The 21,873-nt window shown below is 45.2% G+C and carries 21 protein-coding genes and 1 riboswitch; of the genes, 14 read left to right on the forward strand and 7 right to left on the reverse strand.

The window, feature by feature from the left end; all coding sequences use genetic code 11:
* Positions 1–101 precede the first annotated feature (101 nt).
* Positions 102–836, reverse strand: coding sequence for a chromosome partitioning protein ParA (locus RJ47_RS15095; protein ID WP_038138359.1), 735 nt, complete (start codon positions 834–836; stop codon positions 102–104).
* Positions 837–854: 18 nt separating this feature from the next.
* The gene (locus RJ47_RS21465) at positions 855–1,013 is read right to left on the reverse strand and encodes a hypothetical protein (protein ID WP_005470825.1); all 159 of its coding nucleotides are present in this window, start codon (positions 1,011–1,013) and stop codon (positions 855–857) included.
* A 252-nt stretch (positions 1,014–1,265) separates the two neighbouring features.
* Here RJ47_RS21465 and RJ47_RS15105 point away from each other — a divergent pair, with 252 nt between their 5' ends.
* Positions 1,266–1,604: a YggL family protein gene (locus tag RJ47_RS15105; protein ID WP_039484875.1), complete on the forward strand. Its 339-nt coding sequence runs from the start codon at positions 1,266–1,268 to the stop codon at positions 1,602–1,604.
* A gap of 56 nt (positions 1,605–1,660) precedes the next feature.
* Here RJ47_RS15105 and RJ47_RS15110 read toward each other — a convergent pair whose 3' ends face one another.
* Positions 1,661–1,903 (reverse strand): hypothetical protein, encoded by a 243-nt coding sequence (locus tag RJ47_RS15110; RefSeq protein WP_005470704.1) that lies wholly within the window; start codon positions 1,901–1,903, stop codon positions 1,661–1,663.
* A gap of 392 nt (positions 1,904–2,295) precedes the next feature.
* Positions 2,296–2,397, forward strand: a riboswitch (glycine riboswitch).
* A gap of 108 nt (positions 2,398–2,505) precedes the next feature.
* Between RJ47_RS15110 and RJ47_RS15115 the strand changes: the two genes are divergently transcribed.
* Complete coding sequence (locus RJ47_RS15115; RefSeq protein ID WP_005470730.1) at positions 2,506–3,873, forward strand: alanine/glycine:cation symporter family protein; 1,368 nt, start codon at positions 2,506–2,508, stop codon at positions 3,871–3,873.
* A gap of 32 nt (positions 3,874–3,905) precedes the next feature.
* Here RJ47_RS15115 and RJ47_RS15120 read toward each other — a convergent pair whose 3' ends face one another.
* Positions 3,906–4,553 carry a LysE family translocator gene (locus RJ47_RS15120; protein ID WP_197058145.1) on the reverse strand — a complete coding sequence of 216 codons (648 nt, stop codon included), beginning with the start codon at positions 4,551–4,553 and terminating at the stop codon, positions 3,906–3,908.
* A gap of 190 nt (positions 4,554–4,743) precedes the next feature.
* On the opposite strand from RJ47_RS15120, the gene RJ47_RS15125 reads away from it, so the two are divergent.
* The 12 genes from RJ47_RS15125 (at position 4,744) to RJ47_RS15180 (ending at position 16,490) form a co-directional block, all read left to right on the forward strand.
* Positions 4,744–6,225, forward strand: coding sequence for a carboxypeptidase M32 (locus tag RJ47_RS15125; protein WP_039484878.1), 1,482 nt, complete (start codon positions 4,744–4,746; stop codon positions 6,223–6,225).
* 167 nt (positions 6,226–6,392) lie between these two features.
* On the forward strand, positions 6,393–7,337 hold the full coding sequence (locus RJ47_RS15130) for an endonuclease/exonuclease/phosphatase family protein (RefSeq protein WP_039484882.1): 945 nt from the start codon (positions 6,393–6,395) through the stop codon (positions 7,335–7,337).
* An 18-nt stretch (positions 7,338–7,355) separates the two neighbouring features.
* Complete coding sequence (locus RJ47_RS15135; RefSeq protein WP_052237962.1) at positions 7,356–7,961, forward strand: alpha-ketoglutarate-dependent dioxygenase AlkB family protein; 606 nt, start codon at positions 7,356–7,358, stop codon at positions 7,959–7,961.
* Between the two features lie 268 nt (positions 7,962–8,229).
* The gene (locus RJ47_RS15140; protein WP_052237963.1) at positions 8,230–8,724 is read left to right on the forward strand and encodes a hypothetical protein; all 495 of its coding nucleotides are present in this window, start codon (positions 8,230–8,232) and stop codon (positions 8,722–8,724) included.
* Positions 8,725–8,808: 84 nt separating this feature from the next.
* On the forward strand, positions 8,809–9,303 hold the full coding sequence (locus tag RJ47_RS15145) for a hypothetical protein (protein WP_039484883.1): 495 nt from the start codon (positions 8,809–8,811) through the stop codon (positions 9,301–9,303).
* Between the two features lie 64 nt (positions 9,304–9,367).
* Positions 9,368–10,072: a molecular chaperone gene (locus RJ47_RS15150; RefSeq protein WP_039484886.1), complete on the forward strand. Its 705-nt coding sequence runs from the start codon at positions 9,368–9,370 to the stop codon at positions 10,070–10,072.
* A gap of 1 nt (position 10,073) precedes the next feature.
* The gene (locus RJ47_RS15155) at positions 10,074–10,751 is read left to right on the forward strand and encodes a fimbria/pilus periplasmic chaperone (RefSeq protein ID WP_039484889.1); all 678 of its coding nucleotides are present in this window, start codon (positions 10,074–10,076) and stop codon (positions 10,749–10,751) included.
* Positions 10,732–13,212, forward strand: coding sequence for a fimbria/pilus outer membrane usher protein (locus RJ47_RS15160; protein ID WP_082016348.1), 2,481 nt, complete (start codon positions 10,732–10,734; stop codon positions 13,210–13,212). The genes RJ47_RS15155 and RJ47_RS15160 overlap by 20 nt, the downstream gene beginning before the upstream one ends.
* Positions 13,202–14,062 carry a hypothetical protein gene (locus tag RJ47_RS15165; RefSeq protein WP_039484890.1) on the forward strand — a complete coding sequence of 287 codons (861 nt, stop codon included), beginning with the start codon at positions 13,202–13,204 and terminating at the stop codon, positions 14,060–14,062. The genes RJ47_RS15160 and RJ47_RS15165 overlap by 11 nt, the downstream gene beginning before the upstream one ends.
* 96 nt (positions 14,063–14,158) lie before the next feature.
* Entirely contained in the window at positions 14,159–14,821 is a 663-nt protein-coding gene (locus RJ47_RS15170; protein ID WP_039484894.1) for a helix-turn-helix transcriptional regulator, read from the forward strand.
* A gap of 135 nt (positions 14,822–14,956) precedes the next feature.
* Positions 14,957–15,805: a tetratricopeptide repeat protein gene (locus RJ47_RS15175; RefSeq protein WP_038138390.1), complete on the forward strand. Its 849-nt coding sequence runs from the start codon at positions 14,957–14,959 to the stop codon at positions 15,803–15,805.
* 187 nt (positions 15,806–15,992) lie between these two features.
* Positions 15,993–16,490, forward strand: coding sequence for a copper resistance protein NlpE (locus RJ47_RS15180; RefSeq protein ID WP_039484897.1), 498 nt, complete (start codon positions 15,993–15,995; stop codon positions 16,488–16,490).
* A 54-nt stretch (positions 16,491–16,544) separates the two neighbouring features.
* On the opposite strand, the gene RJ47_RS15185 is transcribed toward RJ47_RS15180, so the two are convergent.
* From RJ47_RS15185 to RJ47_RS15195, 3 genes are all read right to left on the reverse strand, one after another.
* Positions 16,545–17,825 carry a DEAD/DEAH box helicase gene (locus RJ47_RS15185; RefSeq protein ID WP_005470718.1) on the reverse strand — a complete coding sequence of 427 codons (1,281 nt, stop codon included), beginning with the start codon at positions 17,823–17,825 and terminating at the stop codon, positions 16,545–16,547.
* Positions 17,826–18,013: 188 nt separating this feature from the next.
* Positions 18,014–19,000, reverse strand: a complete 987-nt coding sequence (locus RJ47_RS15190; protein WP_039484899.1) for a cytochrome-c peroxidase — start codon at positions 18,998–19,000, stop codon at positions 18,014–18,016.
* 409 nt (positions 19,001–19,409) lie between these two features.
* A complete protein-coding gene (locus RJ47_RS15195) occupies positions 19,410–21,839 on the reverse strand; it encodes a M9 family metallopeptidase (RefSeq protein ID WP_039484901.1) in 2,430 nt (809 codons plus the stop codon).
* Positions 21,840–21,873: the final 34 nt, after the last annotated feature.

Below are 21,873 nucleotides of genomic sequence, written 5' to 3' on the forward strand. Positions count from 1 at the left end.
TATTTCAGTACTACCGATACTAATGTGATAAGAATATTAGGAATCGAAGAACATAGTTTGAATCACGCCACAAAAATGCCTGTACGTCACAGAAAAAATCGCTATAAACCTAGTTGCTCCGCCAACTCTTTCATTTGTTGCAGATCCATCTGATGCACTTTAATCATCTGATTAATCTGACTTAAACGCGAGTTCGCTTCGTCTTGTTTATCACACGAATCAGACTTCGCATCCCAAGAGGTTCCTTCAAGATAGGCGTCGCAATCCGCTTTCAACGCATCTATTTTAGGCAACAATTGTTCGCGCTCTTTTTCTAGCGCTTCAAGCTCCATTTTCACTTTGAGTTCTTGTTGAAACAGCTCTCTAGAGCGCTCAAACAAGGTCGCTTGGATATCCGCTTGACGGTTGAGTTGCGCATTTTGTTGGGATGCTTGGCTCAGGCTCTGTTTCTGACTGGCAACTTGCTCTTCAAGCGATAGATTCACCTTTTCAAGCTCCGCAATTTGAGACTGTAGTGCTTTCAGTGCCGCTTCATGTTCTTGGGCCTGATCTTTGATGGCTTGTTTAAGTTTATCTTCGACTTCAGAATCCACATTGGCGACGCGCACTTCCACCTGCTCAACCAGTTTCTGCTTATCGCTCATCATGGTATGGTACTTTTGTTCCATCTCCTGATAGGCGCTCTCCCATTTGCCGGCTGTGAGCGACGAGCCAGCAAGACCACCAATAGCAAGCCCGAGCACACCAGCAATCGCAATGTAAAGATAACTGCGACGATCTCGCTCTTCTATAACAACAACGTCTTCATTGTCTTCAATATCTGTCTGTTTGCTCACTTAACTCGCTCCTAACCACTAGCGGATTAACTCTGTCACCATCAATGTGGCAGTGTAAAATAAAAAGCCGGAAATCAATGTCACCACGACGTATTTTTGTAGTTTTTCGCTGGTACGATATCGAATTAAAACAAACGCTAACGCGATGAGAAACGCGATTGCGATCAAACGAGTCATACACTCTCCTTAGCTTCACTGCACATCGTGGATTGAATAGTTTAACTACTTCATTTATACCACTAAACAAGAAAAAATGGTCAGCATTCGGTAGTTTTCTGCTTTCAAAAACGAATTATCCTAGAGCAATACCACCTTGTATCTGCATGATGCGCAGATTATCGCCAACTCGCTGGGTTTCCACAGAATAAAGTTTGGTGCTTTAATAGAAACAAGGTATAAAAGAATGACAAAATCCAACGAGACTACCTAATGAAACCTTACAAACTAGACAACAAAAAACGCCGCATTCTTAAAAAGCTCTATCTGGGCGAGTTTGCTATGCTTGGCTTTGAAATCAGCTGTGAAACCACTATCACAGACTTTGATAGCTACGATGCGTTCGTTGATGACTTCATTGACTACATCGACAGTCTAGGCCTTTGCTTCGGCGGCGGTGGTCTTGAGCACTTTGAAGGCTTCTTATGTGCTCAAAAGCGTTACATCGACGCAACGGAAGAGCAAAAAGCGCAGGTTATCGCTTGGCTTGAAGCTCGCGGTGAAGTGAAATCAGTAGAAAGCAGTGACCTGCTAGACGCAAACTACTTCTAACCTCGATTCAATAAAGCAATAGCGCCGATCACGGCGCTATTTTTTTGTCTGGGACGTTATCGTACCTCTAGGCCAAGCTGGTATTGCGCGAGGCAACGGGCGACGTAGCTGATTTTAAGAAAAGCGGCAATTACGATGGTACTAATGTGCGCAGCAATCTGGATTGGCAAACTGAAGTATTCTGCATAAGGGTATGAAATCAAGACACTTAAGAGCATCGCTAACGTTGTGACGAGCAAAACCACATTTGAGACATTAAGTAATAATTTGAAATTGTCTGTTTTTTGTTGAGCAAACATAAGAACCTCACTAGAGCTGCTTTTATTATCACTCTTGTTTTAGCACAACCCGTGCCATCTAAAACTCACCCAAACTTTCAATAACTTACTATCAAAACCCCACCAGAAAGAGTCAAATAGACACACATGTAAAAAAGTCACTTTGACATGAATTAGTCAATTTATTGATTCAATAAAAATTGAAAACAGATATTGAACTACCGATTTTTTATGATAGAGTTCACACGTCAATAAAACAGAGTTATTGACCATCTTTTACTCATTTTAATGTGTAATTGTTCCGATGAAGACTGCAGGAGAGTAGTTGTTATCTAAATGTTAACATTTAGACAGAATAACTCGCCGAAGAATTAACTATTTCAGGAGCTACCTAGGTAGCGGGGACTGTAGTTGGAGGAACCTCTGGAGAGAACCGTTAAATCGGTCGCCGAAGGAGCAAGCTAAAACGCGTTCGTTTTAGTGAAACTCTCAGGCAAAAGGACAGAGGAGTGGAAAGTACCAACCAGCTATAGACTTCCTGTCTTTTATTAGCTTATTTGAGATCCTTGATCTCTGCTTTTCTCTCTTCTCCTTAGTAATGCTTTATCAATTAAGGGGAAACCATGGATAACCTATACACTTTACTGAAAACCATAGATAGCTTCGTCTGGGGACCACCACTGCTCATTTTGCTTGTTGGTACCGGTGTTTACTTCACTTTTAGCCTCGGCTTAATCCAATTTCGACACCTCCCTACCGCGCTAAAAATGGTCTTTAGTAAAGAAGATTCTAACAAGCAAGGTGACGTATCGAGCTTTGCTGCGCTGTGTACGGCGCTATCAGCCACCATTGGTACAGGTAACATTGTTGGTGTTGCCACCGCAATCAAACTAGGTGGACCGGGCGCTTTATTCTGGATGTGGCTTGCTGCGCTCTTTGGCATGGCGACCAAATACGCGGAATGTCTATTGGCAGTAAAATATCGCAAGGTGGACGACAACGGCCAGATGGTCGGTGGACCAATGTACTACCTTCAATATGGCGTGGGCTCGAAGGCATTGGCGGTCCTTTTTGCTGTGTTTGCTTTGGGTGTTGCCTGCTTCGGTATCGGTACCTTCCCGCAAGTGAATGCGATTTTAGATGCGTCTGAAATTTCATTCGGCGTTTCTCGCGAGATTTCAGCGAGCATCCTGACCTTGCTTGTCGCGTTTGTCACTCTAGGTGGTATTCAATCCATCGCCAAAGTCGCGGGTAAAGTTGTTCCAACTATGGCGCTATTCTACGTACTGGCTTGTCTGAGTGTTATCATCATGAACGCCGACAAACTGCTCGACGCTGTTGAACTGGTTCTTATCTCAGCGTTCACTTCGACTGCTGCTACTGGAGGATTCTTGGGCGCGAGCATCATGCTTGCGATTCAATCGGGTATCGCTCGTGGGGTCTTCTCAAACGAGTCTGGCCTTGGCAGTGCGCCGATGGCCGCCGCCGCCGCCAAAACCGACTCTTGTGTAAAGCAAGGTTTGATCTCGATGACAGGTACCTTCTTTGACACCATCATCATTTGTACCATGACAGGCCTTGCACTGATTCTGACGGGTGCGTGGCAAAGTGATTTTGCTGGGGCTGCAATGACAACGCATGCCTTTGCCGTTGGCTTAAACGCAGACACCTTTGGTCCAATGCTTGTATCAATTGGTTTGATGTTTTTTGCCTTCACCACCATTCTTGGTTGGAACTACTATGGTGAGCGTTGCGTGGTGTTCTTGTTTGGTACCAAAGCGGTGCTACCTTACAAATTTATCTTCGTGGCTTTGGTGGCATCGGGCGCCTTCTTGCATCTAGACATGATTTGGATTATCGCCGATATCGTAAATGGCTTGATGGCGATACCGAATCTGATTGGCTTGATTCTCCTGCGCAATGTCGTGCTAGAAGAAACCAAACAATACTTTGCAGCGCAGTTTGCTTCGATGAAATCTGCTCAAGCATAAACCAAAAAAACAGCGACTTAGGTCGCTGTTTTTTATTGATCTTCCAGTATCAGTTTAACGCCCAGTCCAACTAACACCATTCCCGTTGTGGCTTCCATCCAGTGCATAAAACGCGCGCTCTGTAACAACGCTTTGGCTTTGGTTAATGCACCTGCCAAGCCACATTGCCAAACCATCGCTATCACAAAGTGAATGCTCGCCATCAAGGTCGATTGCAAAAACGCAGATCCTTCAGGGTTAATAAACTGAGGTAGAAACGCGAGATAGAAGACCGCAGTCTTAGGATTCAAAACGTTAGACAAGAAACCTTCACGCAATGACTTCCATCGGCTGAGGCTTTGCGGTTTTGCTGAGATACTTGCTGACTGCAGATCGCCCTTTGCCAAAAACAAGGTTTTTAAACTGCTCAGACCCAGATAGATTAGATAGCCCGCACCGAGCATCTTAACCACATTAAACAACTCAGCTGATTGCGCCAATAGCGCTGAGATTCCAATCGCAGAAAATGTCGCGTGAACAAACAACCCCAAGCAGATCCCAAGGCTGGTCATCGCCCCATCATTAAACCCGCCGCGCGAGGAATTGCGTATCACGAGCGCAGTATCAAGCCCCGGAGTTAATGTCAGTATGGTTATCGCAAGTAAAAATGCTTCAAAGTTTGCTATCAAGGTCGCCCCCATTCCTTGGCCCAAATATGCTTCATCTTGTTATAGCGAGGTTTGCTAGTCTATTTCAACCAATAAATGACCCATACCAACATTTAACTCTCGCTGACTCAATAGACTTAGCAAATAATAATGTGTTCAATTACTTGGACAGTCGATGGTTGATTGATAGACTTTCGTTTTTATTAGTCACGGAAGGCGAACCATGAGCGCATTCAAAAAACTCACCGATCATTCACTGAAAATCTCTCGCTTTGCGCACTTAGGCGCAATCTGCGGATGGGATCAAGCATCCGTTATGCCAAGTGGTGGTAACCAAGCTCGTTCCGAAGCGATGGCTGAGCTCTCTGTTCACATGCATAACTTACAAACTCAACCACAGCTCAGTGATTGGTTTGCGCAAGCCGAACAAGAAGATCTTTCAACTCAAGAAAAAGCCACACTTCGAGAACTTAAACGTAACTGGCAACAAGCCAACGTACTCCCAGAAGCGTTAGTTGAAGCGAAATCTTTAGCGGGTTCGAAGTGTGAACACGCATGGCGCACCCAACGTGGTGAAAATGACTGGCAAGGTTTCGAGAAAAACTGGGCCGAAGTGGTCAAGCTGTGTCAAGAAGAAGCACAAATTCGTGCGCAAGCAACCGGATTATCGCCATACGATGCGATGCTAGACATATACGAGCCTGGCACCCATTCCGAATCTCTCGACACCTTGTTTAGTGACGTCAAAACCTGGCTTCCTGCCCTTATCGACGACGTTATCGAAAAACAGTCTTCAGAGCGCTTTATCGAACCTAAAGGACAGTTTGCTACTGAGCAGCAAAAAGCCATGGGATTAGATGTGATGAAGCTGCTGCAGTTTGACTTTAATCACGGTCGCTTGGATGAAAGTGTTCACCCGTTTTGTGGCGGCGTTCCTACCGATGTTCGTATCACCACTCGCTACGACGAAAATGAGTTCGTCCAATCGCTGATGGGAATCGTACACGAAACTGGCCATGCGCGTTACGAACAAGGGTTGCCTAAATCTCTTGCGGGACTGCCTTCAGGTGAAGCTCGCTCTATGGGTATTCACGAATCTCAGTCACTCTTTTTTGAGATGCAAGTTGGCCGCAGTGACGCGTTTATCGCTCATCTATCACGCCTTGCAGGTCAGCATTTTGCTGCTCACGATCAAGTACTCTTCTCTCAAGATAACTTCCAGAAGCTCTACACTCGCGTAAAGAAAGATTTTATTCGTGTTGATGCCGATGAACTAACTTACCCTGCCCACGTTATTTTGCGCTACGAGATCGAGCGAGACTTAATTAACGGTAAGATTAAGCATACTGATGTGCCTGAACTCTGGAATCAGAAAATGCAGCAATATTTGGGTTTGTCGACAGAAGGCAACTTTAAAAATGGTTGTATGCAAGACATTCACTGGACTGATGGCGCGTTCGGATACTTCCCTTCCTACACTCTAGGCGCGATGTACGCGGCGCAATTTATGACATCGATGAAGAAAACCGTTGACGTCGAAGGCGCAATTGAAAGCGGTGATTTATCACCTATCTTTACATGGCTATCGGAGAATATCTGGAGCCAAGGCAGCATCTTAACTACTGATGAGCTTGTTACTCGCGCAACGGGAGAAACCTTGAACGCGCAGCACTTCCAATCTCATCTGAGAAGTCGTTACCTGTAATGCGACAAATTGAGAGCGGTAAACTAATTGTGCCGCTCTCATTCAATCAACGGAAACAACCGAGAGCCTCATTCTGATATGAGTATACCTCCAGCAACAAAGCGGTTTCTGTCCCTTCAACTCTTCGCTACACTGAAACAAATAGACCAGCATCCAAGAGAAGCCCATTGCTCACAGACAAAACGCTCACGTTCGCTACTGCCAACCTCTTCAATTTTGTAGAGCCGCCATCGGCATTCTATGATTTTGACAACATCTATGAGAAAGAGGCGTGGGAGGGAAAATGTCGTTGGACAAAAAATCGATTAATGAGCCTTGATGCTGACATTATCGGTCTACAGGAAGTTTTCAGCATTGAGGCTGTTAGACGTTTATGCGCCGAAATGGGTTTCCCCCACTTTGCAATCGTTGAAACCCCACATGTGGAAGACGACTATATTTATTCAAAACCCGTTGTTGCTATTGCCTCAAAGTTTCCGATCAAGCAGGTGAAACCAGTCACCCCATTGGCGGAATTGTTTAGCGGCTACCCTGTCCTTTTACCAGAGTTCAGTCGCCACCCCATCTTTGCGATCGTTGAGGTACCTGACCTGGGAGACATCGCTGTATATGTTTGTCATTTGAAGTCACAGCGTCCCACGGAAAGTGACGACAACGGTGAAGAGCAACCTCTCGTAGGTCATTGGCTCTCTTTTCAACAACGAGGCTGGGAAGCGGTCATGCTACGTTTGTTTATGGAGCATGAATATCAGAATAGCCCCTGTCCAACGGTGCTTATGGGAGACATGAATCAGTCATTAGACAGTGATTCAACAGGCTTACTGGTCAAAAATACGGGCATTGAGCGTGGGTTGAGACTAGTAGACAGTTGGCAGGTGTATAACGCTGAAAGGCAATTCCAGCGCACACCCACTCACTACCACTTTGCGAATGGAAATGTTCTTGACTATATCTTGGTCTCACAAGAGTTTCAGGCAAACTCTCAAGTATCGCTCGCTGATATTATTGACTATCAAGTCGCTGATACCCATCTTATTAACCCAAGCTATGAGCAAGACAAATATGCAAGCGATCACGCGTTTGTGTCCATAACCACGCGTTTCGTATTGTAATCGAAGGGGGCACTGAGCATGACACAAAACGAGCAACCACTTTTGACACCAAACACATGGCATACTGTCGAAAATGGCAAACTCTTTTGGTCGCCCAATTTCATCCCTTCTGACGAAGCAAGCCGATTGTTTGAGCAACTCAATCAACAAATCCGTTGGCGAGAAGATGAGATCACGCTGTTTGGCAAACGTATGCCGATCCCTCGACTTCAATGTTGGTACGGGGACTCACCCTATCGCTATTCCAATTTAACCATGCACCCTGAACCATGGTTATCCTCCTTACTTGAACTTAAACGCCGCTGCGAATCCGCCGCCGATGCGCCGTTTAACTCAGTTCTCGCCAACCTCTACCGTAACGGTCAAGACTCTAATGGATGGCACAGCGACAACGAACCAGAGTTAGGGATAAACCCAACAATCGCCTCTTTGAGCTTGGGCGAGACAAGAAGGTTTCACCTAAAGCACAAACAATCAAAACAGAAGATGACCTTTGACCTGACATCAGGGAGCTTATTGATCATGGCTGGGGAAATGCAGCACCACTGGATCCATACGTTAGCTAAAACCAAACAACAGCGAGCTGCAAGAATTAATCTTACTTTTCGTAATCTTGTGGCGTAGCGTGTCGTGAACTTACCTGTATTGTCACTGTGTGCAAAGCCGGTGTACTCGAGCTGTACGAAAGTTTCGTACCCAATGGATTATTTTCGAACGTTATTCTAACCATCAAACCACGCTATAGTACTAATACAGCCCTCCTATTCTTGTCATAAATACACAACTTTTTCTACAACTTTTCAAACCCATATCAACCTAGTTTCCTACTCCCAAACTTTTCCCACAGCTTACAATTCTCTCAACGCCAATGATATTTTTGTCGGGGACAATAATGAAAAACAAACCTGCTATCTGGCTGATCATCGCTTTAAGTTTATTAGTCTTCATTACTTCATTATCAGCACGAGCTTCATCGCTGTCTATTGATTTAGAAGGCCATATCAAAGATCGATGTGAAATATCATTTAACAGTGGCAATCAAATTGACGTTTCAAACAGTAGTCATGAGTCACTTCCATTTGATCTCTATTGTAACCGACCTTTTTCAATTGAAATTTCTTCAATGAACGGTGGATTAAAACTAAACCACAAATCGTTCGAGTTGATTGAGCCTTATATTTTTGAGATTGAAGTAGACAAAACCAACTTCAAATCTAAAAGCCAAGAATTAAATGACGTAAAAACCGTTAGTAGCTTTGGTGTTATTCCCTTTTCTTCTAGAGGAGAAATTAGAGTAACGCTAGAACATGGCCTGTTATATTCTGGCCATTATCAAGATACTGTAGAAATAGATGTTATCCCTAATATTCTCAGTAACTTGAAGTAGATTACTACCTAAATTGGTAGATAACGTAGCTCGTTGGAAGTGGGCTAAACATGTATGTTTCAATTTGAGTTAAAGGAATTATTTATGAATAAACTAACTTTTTGTGCTGCTGCAGTCACCGCTATTTTAGTAAGTCCAGTTCACGCGGCTCCAGGTGATGTACAGCTAGTGGGTTACGTCTCACCTGTCTGTGAAGTGTCAGGACTGTCCACACAATTAGTCGATCTCGGCTTGGTCACTAGCACTCAGTCAGTGTCAATCCCTCTCGGTATTCAGTGTAATGATATCGACGGTGCTACAGTGAAACTCACCAGTGCGGAAGGTGGCTTAGAGTCTGATGATAACGAAGACTTCGCTCTAACCTACACTGCGACCTTTACACCATCAGGTCTAACCCCACTGGTCCTTAATGCTCCGGGTGGTCCTGGCTTGAATGATGTATCGGAAGAAATGTCTTACCCAGGTTCTGCCACACTTGCTGTTGGCGTTGCAGCAACACTTGATGTCGCCACAACGGAAACCGCACCATGGGCTGGTGGATATTCAGATACCTTGACAGTCAATATTACTTCTAACTAAGACAATCGTGGAAGGCAGTTTCCTGCCTTCCACTTTTACACTTGGATTTTTGGGAGATTTGAGGATGTGGAAATGGATTAGCCTGGCAAGTTTACTTCTTGCTTCGATGCATGCAAATGCCTACAGAGTTGAACCTATGGTTGCTGAAATGGAACCTCTAGGAAAACGAGCGCAAATGTCGATGCGCATTGACAACACCTCATCTAAACCACTAACTGTTGAGCTGTATCCACTAGCCATGGAAATGGATAAGTTTGGCAATGAAACCATATCTCCGGCAGATAATGACCTACTCGTCATTCCTGTTACTGCGATTATTAAACCAGGCCGTTCTCAGTCCGTTATGGTTCGCTATCTTGGTGATCAATCTATTAGCCAATCCAAATCTTATCGTATCGCCGTTAAACAAGTTAAGGTCGAAAATTCTGGAGATGATAGTGGACAAATGGGTTTGTTGCTTCAATTTAATACTCTAGTAAATATTCGACCTAAAAATACACACCCAGATCTCGATATTAAAAGCATCACTCAAAAAGACCAAACTTGGCTTGTAGAAGTAGAAAATAAAGGAAACAGTTATGGTCGATTATCCAGAACAAACTGGACATTAGATGACGGAGTACACTCAACCTATTTAAAAGGTGTAGAAATAAGCAAACTTATTGCCGGGACACTTGTTTTACCTTACTCAACTCGAATATTCGAAATGACACCCATAAAAAACTTCAATGTAGAGAAATTAAAAATAAAAATTTCAGAGGAAGAATAGTATGAAAAACCTTGCCATTGGTATATTGCTTTGTCTATTGATGAGTAAATCTTATGGCGTCATCCTTTCTCCTACAACATTAGAATACAACGTTGATCATAATAACTCTGAAAGAATCATACTAATTAACAACTCAACAGAGCAAGTGGCTATTGAATCGAACATCTATCAATTGTTTTTTGACCAAACCGGAAAAATCGATAAAAAAGTACGCAATAGTGAATCATTACTCATTTTCCCTATTGCTGTTTTACTCCAACCAGGTGACAGACAAGTATTTCGCTTGCAATGGATTTCGGAAAAAAAACTCGCTAAGTCGGAAAGCTACTTTGTTCGATTCAGCCAAATAAATTTGAAGAAACCAAACAGTGAAAAAGGGCACATATCTCCAAGTGTTAAATTTCAAATTCACTATAACACTCTAGTCCATATTTTTTCCTCTCGACACAGCGCCAAAGTGCATTTAAGCGTTGATGACGATGGTGTTAGAAAATTATTCAATGACGGGAACCGACATGCATATTCAACCCAGCTTCATTTTTTTAGTGATGATTTAAAATCTCCTATCGAGATAAGGAAACACATTGGCGAGCATTTTATTCCTCCATACTCTCAAATAGAACTCGATGGAGACACATCAATTCCTGCAGGCTTATATTATGGAAAGCAAACGAATTAACCGACATCTCTTCTCTGCTGTCATTATTGCCTGCTTCATTTTTTCATTTTTTAGGGCGGTAAACGCACAAGAAGAGGAGATTGTTCTCAACCCCACTGGCCGCGATCTCGAATTGGCCTCATTGCTAAAGGTCAGTGATACCGTTTTGGGCGAAGCGCTTATCACCATCACGGCAGACAACCAGATAGAGCTACCTAAAGAGAGTACTATCACGCTGCTCACAAGCCTTGTTTCTCCAAAAGCACTGGAGCAGTTGGCCCGTTCGCCCAACCCCAAACGTCTGAACAAACAAGATTTTCAGGATGCTGGACTCGATCTCTTTTTCGACTTATCAACGCTCGAATGCATCATTTCAGTACCAACAGAAGTTGGTTTGGTGAGAAACATCTCGCTTGAGCAACGAGGCGGTAACTTTGATTACCTTGAACCAGCCCTGCTTTCTGGATATCTCAATGTAAGTGCTTACGCTGCGACTAGCCAGTCTATCGATGCCGAGCGGGAACGAATTGATTCATACAGCGCAAGATTTGACGCAGGACTTACCTTGGGTAGAGTCAATCTGGAGTATGAAAGTGCGCTGGAAAATGACACAAATAACTCATCGATTTACATCAGAAAAGGGACGCGTCTGAACTACGACATTCCTAATCAAGGTACCCGAATTGTTGTCGGTGACATGTACAACTCAGGTAAGTTACTACAAGATGCTTCTGACGTTTTGGGTATCGGTATAACGCGAGATTTCACCTTAATTCCAACTCGAAACGTGAGACCCAAAGCCAACCAGTCATTTACATTACAGCGTACATCAAGCGTTGATGTCGTCGTCGATGGCGTAGTTGTTCAACGGCTAACTCTTGGTGCAGGTAGCTATAACTTGAATGACATTCCATTAGCGCAAGGCAACAACGATGTTCAGTTGGTGATCACCGACTCGAGTGGTGCGCAAGAGCAAGTTCAGTTCTCGATTGCTACAGGCAATGATTTACTTGCTGTTGGAGAATTCGAGTACAGTTTGATGTATGGAGTGCCCAGTCAACGCAATCAAACTCAGATCGAATACCTTCGCGACCAAACGCTCCTCCATGGCTATATTGATGTTGGGGTGACGCCGTGGCTAACCGCTGGCATCAACGGGCAAATGAGAGAAGATCTCCATCAATATGGGTCTACACTTCTTTTTGCCAGTTCATGGGGAGTCACTGAACTTTCGTCTTCATTCAGTCAACATCCTGAGCTGGGGGCAGGCTCTGCATACAGAGTCGCATTTGACGCCACATTTGATAGCAACCAATCAGTTCGACCTCAATTTAGCCTTATCTATGAATACCAATCTGAAAACTTCGCCGGAATAAGAAGCTACGGTATTGTGGAATCACCGCTCAACTCGATCCGACATTACGCTTCGGCATTCGGCTCACTCTATCTCGTTGATAATGTCCGCTCAGCGCTCTCGATCAGTTACAGCTCTGGCTCCAGACCCCGTGATGAATACGTCACTATCAGCCCAAGCCTTTCAGGGCCATTTTTTGCTACACCAGCGACTTGGAGCACAAGAGTGAACTACCGTGACAACTTTGCTGACTCCGATGAATGGTATGCAACCGTCACATTAAGTTGGCCATTTGGCAAAACAACACGATTAGTCAGCCGATACAACAGTGCTAACGATCAGGCATCATTGGATTATAGCTACCAAAACAACATCGGAAACACAGGAGGAGTCTCGAGTTTTGCTTCTATAGTCAGAAACCGAGACTCGGATGCCAATGTCGACTTTGGGGTGAACTATACGGGCAATCAGTTTGTCGCCATTGCCGATCATACAACGAGAGTAGACAACATTAGTGATAACGTTCGAAGTCACAACACACGAATAGAAGTCAGCAGTGCACTCGCTTTTGCGGGGTCAAGTGTTGCGATTGGCCGTCCCGTTCGAGACGCCTTCGCAGTCATAGACAAACACTCAAGTCTGGAAGAAAACCGGATGGCCATTGAGCCAGCGCGCGATGGCGAACATGCCCGAGTCTTTGGTATAGGCAAGCAGTCTGTGCTTGTACCGGATCTCGTCGCTTACAATCCTCGCCTACTGACCTACGACGTTGAAGATTTGCCTCCTGGGTATGACCTAGGTGACGGCGCATTTTGGCTGAACCCAGGATATAAGCAGGGGTACGAACTGCAAATTGGCTCGGATGCGGTTATAACAATCATTGGCACCTTGTTGGATAAAGACACCAAAGAGCCAATAGCATTAATCGCAGGAAAAGCCTTTTCGCTGGAAGAGCAGTCTGACCCCATTGAGTTCTTTACCAACCGAAATGGTTTGTTTGCCATTTCCGGCTTAAAACCAGGGAAATTAAAACTGCTACTAAGCAATGACGATCAACAATCCGTCACAATCAATCTCAATCCTAACAGCGAACTGCTAGTCCGATTAGGAGACCTTTATGCCGATTAAAATGATTCTTTTGACAGCCTTATTCTCGAGCGTGCCCACACTTGCCGTTGCAAGTTGTCAAATTGACGCTTTCACTCTAGAACCGCTGTCTGAAAAAAACCAGTACAATACGCTGTCCACATCACCTTATACACTCTCAAACAGCTATAAGCTTGCAGCAAACGTGATCGGTTCAGATTGTTCCATTACGGTCGCAGTTGAACTCGAACAAGGCGGTCAAAGCTTGGTTAAAGAGACCAATGAAGCATTGCGTTTCGACTGGTTTGGTAACGGGCATCGTGTTGGCAACCGGTGGCTGGTCACATTAAGCGATGAACAACCTTTCGAGACATTTCAATTACGCTATCCATCACTTCAATGGACGAGCGCAGGCATGTATCAGGCACAACTAGAAGCATCAGCTGTAGTTGAACATTCTCACACTACGTCTGTCGCGATGTTCAAAACGCTGCCAATTTTCGTCGAGGTTCTTCCTATCGCTAAAGTGCAGTTTTACGGCTTAACCCAGCACCACTTTAATTTAGATCTGGGAGAACTCACCTCACACAAGATCATCAATTCCGCACCGAAACTTTGGGTCCAGACCAATACCGGTTTTGCGATTTCAGTCTCTTCTAGACATCACGGTGTGCTAAGGCATGAAACGGACGATAGTCGCTGGGATATCGAATACAAAATGTTGATTGACCAAAAAACGATAGACCTGAAGCAGGCCAACGCGAGTTTTTCAGAACCAAATCCAAAATCCGGTATGCCTATGGATATTCAATTTGAAGTAGGCGATACCAACAACAAACCAGGGGGCAGATACACTGATACTGTCGAGATCTCAATTGAACCAGCGCTGTAACCCGTCAGAGAATTCTCAGTTTTGAGATACAACTGACCTAGCTATCAATATAGTGGTGGTCTATGTTGACAGTGTAAACGTCATTGCGAGGTAATCATGAAAAATAACAATAAAAGAGAGAAGCTTGACGTCGTACTTGTTGGTTTCAACTGTATACAAAACCAATTTATTCGACGTGAAATTGAAAAGACTAATCGATTCGATTTTACTAGGAAATCTCCGCAACAATTTGGTGATTTGACAGGCCAACCGTTTCACAAACAAACCAGTGTTTTGATCTCGTTTCATGTGTTGGAAAGCTTACCCAAAGAGAGTGTTGAGCCTCTGTGTCACGAGTTATGCAGCCTAATCGTCTACGACGTACCCGCAGATAACTCTGACATGACGTTATGTAATTACACGCGACTCAAAGGCATTCTCTACCAAGAGGCGCCGATTGATCATTTATTTCGCTGTTTAGATGCCGTTAGTAACAATGACATGTGGCTTCCGCGTAAACTGATGGTAAAGATGCTCAATGAGTTTCGACCCTATGCCATCAACTATCAAGAGTTGAACACAACCTTAACAAAACGGGAGCAACAAACATTGGAGCGCATTATTCAAGGGCAATCCAACTTGGAAATTGCCGAAGCGCTTTTTGTCGCCGAGAGTACCGTCAAAACTCACGTATATAAGCTCTACAAAAAGCTCAATGTCCGTTGTCGAAAAGAGGTCATCAACAAAGTATCAAATCAGTTTTTTGAACACAGCAACTGATTGGTGTATGGCTGATGGTGCTGCCATCAGTCATTGCTCTCCCCTAATCTCGGATTAATCTTGCCTAACCATACTCAACTGCGTGTGATTTTGTTACTGTTTACTTATTGAGAACGACAACAGTACCCATTCATTATGCGATTATTTCCTCTTTTTATAGCTTTCTTTCTCACCTTCGCTTCCCTTAGCCATGCCGAATCCACCAAGTACTCAGAGAGTGATCTGCTCGATCGTCCATTAATGGAGCGCTACATCATCGATGAGCTCAAATCGTTGCGTCAGGATCAGCAAGATTTAGAAAGACGCTTGACCATCCAAATGACAGACCGAGAACTTGCGGTCGCGGATAAGTCTCTGAACTACGCCAACGTCACGGTCACCTACTTCTTCTATATTATTGCTGGTGTAGCTTCTCTTATCGCGTTTGTTGGATGGCAGTCCCTTCGCGAGTTTAAAAACAACACCAAAGAGATGGCCGATAAGCGTCTGGAAGCGATTGCAGGCGAATACGAGAAAAAGTTCAGCGCGCTAGAACGTGACTTGAAACGTAAAACCCGCATCATTAGCGAAAACAACAAAGAAATTGAACGCATTAACGAGATCCATAACCTCTGGCTTCGCGCGCAAAGTATGCCGACCGCCGAGCAACGTATTGATGTCTATGACGAGATCTTAAACATTCGTCCAGGCGACCTCGAAGCGCTCACCTACAAAGCCGACGCAGCAATGGAGATCAAAGAGTACAACTGGGCGCTAAGTCTGTGTAACCGTGTTCTTGAGCTAGACACCACAAACGGCCCTGCTTTATATCAACGCGCATGTGCATTCTCGCGATTGGGCGTTGAAGAGCAAGCCATTGAAGATCTAGAACGCGCAATTGAAGCGACACCTTCAATTAGAGACTTGATCAACACCGAACCCGATCTTGAAGGGCTGCATGGCAACCCTCACTTTGATGCCCTACTTCCTGTACTTGATGATTGATCCTCTAGGAGCCAGTGAACTCGCTGGCGCCTAAACATTACGCCTCCGCCCTTAGCCCACCTTTGGCTATTGTTATGGTTTGGCTAATAAACTCACTAAAACTTGTAAATGATCTCACTCAGTTCTGACGAGTGTTCAGTGTCATAACTTACCATTACTGCACCTCCCCAATAGATAGGATAGTCAGATGAAAAAAGTAATTTTAATGGTGGGTCTTAGCGTCGCGGCAATCGCACTGGCGGGCTGCCAAGATGAGCAGACAAACGAGACATCAGCCTCAATGGACAATGTCGTTGCCGAAGCAGAAGCCGCAACCCCGACTCAAGAGTCAACCGAGACGGATTTTGAGGTGATTGACCAACACACCGCGAATAACGCATTAGATTGGAACGGCACCTACTTCGGGATTTTACCTTGTGCAGATTGCGAAGGCATTGAAACACAAATCACCCTCAACCATGATGGCAGTTACAGCGTAAATCAAACCTATTTAGGTAAAGAGGATGGCTTCTTTGAATCTCATGGCCAACTGAGTTGGAATGATGAGGGCAACATCATCACGCTTGAAAATGAAACTGGCGCAAATCAATTCTTCGTCGGCGAGAACATCTTGTTTATGCTCGATAAAAACGGGCAACGCGTTAAAGGTGATCTCGCCGAGCACTATCAACTGCAAAAACAGTAATAGCTTCAACATACTTGCATAAAACAAAAGGAGCCATCTAGGCTCCTTTTGTTTTTAAGAGTTTTTACTGCGAATCATTCGGCGCAAACGAGAGCGTCGCTCTGCTGCCCCTTGGTTTGAATCACTTGGGTTGTTTTGACGCGTTCTGCGGTTCTTAAACGCTGGCTTAGTGTGCATACGTTCTAGTAGCGCGTCTCGGTTTTTCGGCTCGTACCCTTCTAACTCTTTACGATAGATACGCTGGCCGATTAAGGTCTCAACCTGTTGCAGCGTCAGCTCTTCTTCGCGGTTTACAAAAGATACCGCGTTACCTCGCTGACCCGCACGTCCAGTACGGCCAATACGGTGCACATAATCTTCCGCTAAGAATGGCATATCAAAGTTCACCACGTGTGGCAGATTTTGAATGTCGAGACCACGAGCGGCGACGTCTGTTGCAATCATCACGCGCGCTTTGCCCGATTTAAACTCATCTAAGGCACGACGGCGTGCACTCTGCGCTTTATCACCATGGCAAAGTACCGCTTTAATGCCGTCTAACTTCAGCTCTTTCACAAGCTCGTTCGCTGTCTCTTTGTAGTTTACAAACACCAGCACTTGCTGCCAGTTTTTACGACCAATCAGTTCAGAAAGCAGTTCACGTTTACGCTCTTGCTCTACAGGGTAAACCACGTGCGCAATCGTATCGGCAGTCACGTTTTCGCGCGCGACAGAAACACGTTTTGGTTGGCGAAGAATTTTGCCCGCCAAGGTATTCATCTGAGCTGAGAATGTGGCTGAGAAAAGCATCGTTTGTGGCTTAGTATTAACGCCCGCCATAATGCTCTCAATCGCAGAGATAAAGCCCATATCCAACATGCGATCAGCTTCATCAAAAACTAAGAACTCAAGGTTCGCTAGCGATACATTGTTCATATCCATGTGCTCAATCAGACGACCAGGAGTCGCGACCAACACATCAACGCCTGCTTCCAACGCTTTCTGTTGAGATGACATTTTCGCGCCGCCGTAAATAGCCACGGTCTTCACGTCTGTGTACTTGGTGTAATCTTGGATGTTTGATGCGATTTGCGCCGCAAGCTCGCGAGTTGGCGCCAGAATAACCGCACGAGTTTGGTGACGTTGTCGCGGCTTTTCATTATCCAGAATGTTCTGAACAATAGGCAGAGCAAACGCTGCGGTTTTACCTGTGCCAGTTTGCGCATTAGCTAGAATGTCATGCCCTTTACGAGCAAAAGGGATCGCCTTTTGTTGGACTGGAGTCAGTTTCTCATAGCCACACTCTGTAAGTGCTTTCACGATTTCTGGAGAAAAGTTTTGTGATGCAAATGACATATGTTGTTCCTAAAGCTAACGGCTAATTCAAAGCATAACCAAAATAACGGTCGCAGATTATAGAGCAATATTCGAATCATTGGGGAGTTATTTTAAATTTAGTCAACATAACGGTGAAAATCGCAGCGAACTTGTCGAAATTTGCCAGCAACATAAACGAAAAGAGCCCAATCAAGGGCTCTAGAAGGTTAGATGTTAGGTCTTGCAGTCTCGTCAGCGGAAGGCGGCAAGTGTGGCAACGTAATACTCGGCTGCTCACCCGTTAACGATTTGAGGAACTCAGTAATCTTACCGGATTCATCTTTAGTCAACTTTTTGCCCAGCTGTAAATCCGCCATCATCGAAACGGCTTCTTCCAACTGCCAGACAGAACCATCATGGAAGTAGGGATAAGTAAGTTCAACGTTTCGTAAGGTCGGAACCTTAAAGACAAACTTATCAAACTCGTTTCCAGTAATGGCTTTGCGCCCAATATCTGGGTTATCGGTCGCGAATGGTTTCACAAGCCCCATTTTCTGGTACATCTGACCACCAGCAAGCGGGCCACTGTGACACGCGGTACACCCTTTCTCTTTAAAGAGCTGATAGCCTTCAATTTGAGCGGTAGTCAGCGCGTTGTCATCCCCTTTGAGCCATTGATCAAAGGGCGAGTTGGGCGTGCGAAGGGTTTGCTCGAAAGTGGCAATCGCGTCGGTTACTTCAGTAATTGTAATCGTGTCGACGCCATACGCCGCTTTAAACCAAGCCTGATATTGGGGAATAGACTGTAACGTATCAACCGCTAAATCATGGCTGAACGCCATTTCCAATGGATTTTCAATGGGACCCGCCGCCTGCTCGCGCAAATCTTTCGCCCTGCCGTTCCAAAATTGAACGAAGTTAAGATCGGAGTTCAAGACAGTTGGAGAGTTAATAGGACCTATCGCCCATTTGTGACCAATGGAACTTGGGAGGTTGTCTACCCCACCTTTCGCTAGGTTATGGCAAGAGTTACAAGAGATGGTGTTCGAGGCCGATAAACGTGGCTCAAACCAAAGTGTTTTACCCAAGTCGACTTTGCTCTGGTCCAAGCCAACAACAGGTTCTATGACTTGGATTGGCTCACTCGATTGCCGCTCGGCAAAGGCAGAAAACGACAACGCAGTTAAGAGACTGGCAGCTATCAGTGTTTTCATAGCATGGCTTCCTTTTCAAGTGATGGTATATCTCACTAGAGTGGCGCAATTTCTTATTGATGCGCTCTGGAAACCACGGTAATAGAATTGATTTGAGCAATGAAATGTAAAAAATCGATGGTTTTTATGGTAAAAAACGATGTTAAAACTGATTGATTTTTGAACACCACGGCAGATGTAGCGCACAGACTTTTATTAACACTTATGAAACAAATCTATTAACAAAACAATCAATGATAAGATTGACCTACATCAATTAACGACCTTCCACTGTAAACCAACCAAATAACGTTATTTAAATCATAAGTTTAAGAACAGTATAAACTCGTTAGCTAATCTGACCTTCTTAATTCAACCAATCTAATGACGTTGCAAAGCCGAACAGCTGCTCGGCTTTGCTTGGTTTCCACTACTGGAAATAGACGACCATCTCCACATCGTCGCCTTGTCCATCGGCAACCAGTGAAAAGTGCACGTACCCCGCCTCCGTTACCGGAACCTCTAGGTATTCATTACTGCCCCAATAGTTGGATGCGTACTCGTGCTGCCCCTTGGTTGGCCAATAGGTTTGGCTGGCGTATAAATCAACGTTGCCGCGCCCTGACTTGTCCGTTAGCCATACTCTTACTTGTTTAACACCTTGCGGTACATAAACCGCAGCGTAGCGTTGTTGGTGCACCGTTAAAGTTCGCGCTTGGCCAGATTTCAGAACCACTGGAGTTAAGTCATCTTGCTCTTGTGATGGTGGCGCTGGAATTTCTGTTTCCAATGATGCTTTTAACGCCACATCATTAAAGTCCGAACGGCCCGCAATGCTGATGTAGTAACGACCCGGTTTGATGTAACCCGATTGCTCTGGCTCAAATGTCACAATTTCGTTGCTGCCATCTCCATATTGGCTGTATTCAAAATCGTAGTAATGGGCTTCTTTTTCAAAGCTGATGTACAAATCTGCATCGCCTTGGCTATCACCATGAATTGCCACATCAAAGTGAGTGGTGTTCTCTGGCACATCAACGTAGAACAGCTGCTCGCTGTATGCTGCACCACTGAGCACCACACTCTGATTTACTGCGAGTTGCTTTACTTGATCAGAAGGCTCTGTCGGCTCAACCGGATTTGGATCTGGGTTCGGTTCAGGCTGCTGAGGTTCACTTGAGACAGAATCTAACCAACGGGAAAACTCACCATTGTACTGCTCACCCAATAACTGAACCTGCTCAGCCCACTCAGCAAACTGACCAGTTCGAGAAAGCGCCAGTAAGCTATCTACCTCTTGCGGATGCTCTTCCAACATAAAGCGAACCGCTAAGTAGCCCCAGCGATAAATACGATTGGTATCGTGAGAATAAGTGGTCGCGAACACATCAGATAGGCTCATCTTGCCATCAGTAATTAAGCTAATCGCCGCATCGTAACCTTGTTTGTAATGCATGTATTCAGCAAAGCCTTCTAGCCACCAAACAACGTGGCCATGCGCCAGATTGTCACTGAACGATCCATACTGATTAAAGCGAGCATCGAGGTAATGAACATATTCATGCTCTAGATTAAGAATAGAGAGCGCCTCACCGTTGTCATAGCGGTAAGCGACAAAGCGCGCCACGTTGCCTGCTTGTGCCGGATTACCTTCCAAATACTGACCGCCGTTGTCTGTCGTGTTACCAAACAAGAAAGAGGAGTAATCCACGTAACTGCCATTGTTCGCAAACACGGCGACTTCTACTCGTTCGTTGTTGTCGTCCGCAACAGGTTGATGCCCTGTGTTCGCCACTTGGTGGAAGTCAGCCTCTTTTTCAGCCAACACGTCACAGGCACGAATTGCTTGATCTTGCGAGAGATCTTGAGAACGAATGATCGCAGGTCCTTGGCACTCATGACGATTAGGCAGTACGCGAACCGCCAAATCACGTTTCGCCTGCTCGATATCCAAACCATTCAACCCCTCTGGCGCGTAAAAGCTCATCATCTCGACGGCGGCCAGCCACAACTTGTCGTGTTCACTACCAAGCGGGTTTTGCTCCATCACTTGCTGCATAGCACGCAGCGCTTTCTCTTTAGTGGCTGGGTTTGGGCTCGCTAGTAAACGTCCGGTTTCGCGAACGGCGTTGTAAACCAAGAAGCTCGCATCCGTATCCAATGCCCAAGTATTATCACGAGCAAACGCTGCTAACGTATCAATGTGTTGCGTATGGCTTGCCATGTATTGGTAAAAATCATCTCGCGAGGCATGACCAGCCATCGCACGGAAAAGGTTATTCAGCCCATCAACCCATTGTGTGTCTTGCGCCGTCTCACGATTGAAGTGACGAAGCGCCGCAAGTTGTGCTTCCATTGTTAGATGAAGTTGCTTCACATTGTCGACCATCAACGTCAGGCTTTTCATCGCACCCACTTGCTCGCGTCCTTGGTCTAGCGCGTGTGGATTGGCTAAGAACGCATTAATCGACTGAGCAAAACGTTGGCTCAATGCCGGAGAAAAGTCCGGCTGTTGCGCGTTGTAACGAACGTAATAAGCCGCGCGGACAAACTCACCCAGGTTTTCGAGTTTGCGCGCTTGCTCTGCTTCACCGCGATAGCTTGCGATGGTTTGGTTTAACGCGATTTGAATACGGCTTAAGCTCGCTTCACTGTAGATATCGTTCAGTGAATCAGCGGGGGTAGAAAACCAATCACTGTAACAATGATGAGTGGCTTCAGACACAGCAGACGCAAGATCAGAAGCTCGTTGAAGATCGGTAACATCGCACTGCTCTTGAGCGAATGAGAAACTGGAAGCACCAGCAAGCATGCAAGCGAGCGCCACGCGATGACGTGGGAATAGACGGGTATGAGACATAACAACACTCATTGATTAGTTATATATTTGAGCG

This window comes from Vibrio sinaloensis, assembly GCF_000808535.1.
Lineage (GTDB): Bacteria > Pseudomonadota > Gammaproteobacteria > Enterobacterales > Vibrionaceae > Vibrio > Vibrio sinaloensis_D.